The sequence below is a fragment of the Rhizobacter sp. genome (genome assembly GCF_031412075.1).
Taxonomy (GTDB): domain Bacteria; phylum Pseudomonadota; class Gammaproteobacteria; order Burkholderiales; family Burkholderiaceae_C; genus Rhizobacter.
Window position 1 is genome coordinate 1 of record NZ_JANOCG010000406.1, and the last position, 1,995, is coordinate 1,995.

Genomic DNA, 1,995 nt, shown 5'->3' on the forward strand with positions numbered 1-1,995 from the left:
GGCAGTTGTCCAAGGCGTCGGCGTGGCGCGCCTCCCAGGCCTGCTGTGCGGGCCGCTGCTGGCGCAGAAGAAGATCCGGCTGCTGCTGGACGGTGCGCCGGCGGCCAGCTTCACTGTCTTTGCGGCCTATGTGAGCAAGAAGCACCTGTCCCCGAAGGTTCGCAGCTTCATCGACCTGCTGGTCGAAAGGCGAAGCGATTTCACCGACAGCGACTGAGCAAACTGCAGCCACGCCGACGCCTGCCCTTCGCCGGAGGTTGCCGAGGCAAGGCGCTCATCGCCATTCGATTCACCCCATTCAGCGAACGCGGCGCTACGGTTCAGCGCGGTTGTGAAGCCAGGCACATTGGCTCAAAAAAAGTTGACCTGCTGGATTGCGGTCGTTCGCAAAGGGCTGCTCGTGGCCGAAAGCGGGTCTCCCGATTCACCTGATTTGATAGTGCGCACCCTCAGAGGCCCCCGGCCCGGTCCTGACGATATGGCCACAACCCACCACCCAGTGACCAATCGACCACAACCCTGACGCGTGCGCCCACCAACTTCGCAGCGCCACCTGCAAGACGAGAAAAGCCCCCAATCCCCCCCTCTCATCCGCCTCAAGTTCTGCCCCTGCCCCGGAACAATGACAACGCGCTCAACGACTGCGCTTTGTCATGACCCACCTGCATCAGCCTTCACCCACGCACCGCGACGAATCAACCCAAATGACCGGGTTTCGGCGTGCTGATTGCCAGACCGTCGCGGCACACCCTCTTACACACTTGATGCCATGCCAAGCCCCCGGTTTGAGCAAGGCCTTGCGGAGCAACCCATGAACGTCAAACGCTTTACAGCGCGCACCTCGCGCGACGCCCTGACCCTGGTGCGCCAGGCTTTTGGCGAAGACGCCGTGGTGTTGTCGACCAAGCCCTGCCCCGAAGGTGTGGAAGTGCTGGCCATGGCGCCTGAGAGCGTGCAGCAGATCGAGCGCCTGTCGGCCTCGTCGATTGCCGCCCGCACCGCCGCCTTGCAACAACAACAGCCGCAGCCGCCCGCCCGCGCCGCCGCCGCAACCCGCCCCGCCGCACCCGCCCGGCCCAGCATGCCGCTGGCCCCGATGCAGCGCCCGAACGCCGATGACGAAGTGAGCGACGACGTGGCCCGCCTGTCGATGAGCACGCTGTCGTTTCAAGACTATGTGCGCGAGCGCATGCTCAAGCGCCGCCAGGCCGCGATGAACCGGCAAGAGCCCGGCTTTGCCGAATCGCGCCAGGATTTCGCCGACTCGCGCCAAGACCTCGAGCCCGACCTGCCCAGCGCGCTGGAGCAGCGCCTGGCCGCTCGCAGCGCGCAAGCGCAGCCGCCCAAGGTCGCCCCTCAGCTGGCCGTGGTCCAGCCGGCCGTTGCGCCGCGTGCTGCCGTGCGCGAGCCGCCGGTGCTGCGCGAAGAAGTGCGTGTGGCTCAAGCGCAAGCCGCCCTGGCCCAGCCGATCCAGATGCCGGCACCCGTGATGCAAGCCCCGGTGCAAGTGCCGTCGCTGGCCGACTCTTCCAGTGCCGTCAACCAGGCCGTGGCCCGCCGCGACCAGCAAGACATGATGAACGAGCTGCGCTCGATGAAGGGCCTGATCGAAGACCGCTTCGGCGCACTCGCTTTCATGGAGAAGATGCAGCGCCACCCGGCGCAAGCCCATCTCATCCAGAAGCTGCTCGACTGCGGCTTCTCGCCGGCACTCACCCGCAAGCTGGTCGAGAGCCTGCCCACCGACGTGGGCGACGAAACCGCCTGGGCTGCCAACGTGCTCGAACGCAACCTGCTCACCGGCGAGCGCGACCTGCCGCTCGAAGACAGCGGCGGTGTGTTCGCCTTCATCGGCGCCACCGGCGTCGGCAAGACCACCAGCACGGCCAAGCTGGCCGCGGCTTTTGCCACCCGCCACGGTGCTTCCAACCTGGGCCTGATCACACTCGACCCGATGGCCCACTCCAAGACGCTGGAGTTAGTGGCCGAAGTCGC

General features: G+C 66.4%; 2 protein-coding genes. Both read left to right on the forward strand.

Annotated features, from left to right (window positions below; all coding sequences use genetic code 11):
- Positions 1–217: LysR substrate-binding domain-containing protein (locus RMO40_RS15375; RefSeq protein ID WP_309723141.1), on the forward strand; the 217-nt coding region annotated here is incomplete at its 5' end.
- Between the two features lie 594 nt (positions 218–811).
- On the forward strand, positions 812–1,995 hold a 1,184-nt coding region (locus RMO40_RS15380), incomplete at its 3' end, for a flagellar biosynthesis protein FlhF (RefSeq protein WP_489660171.1).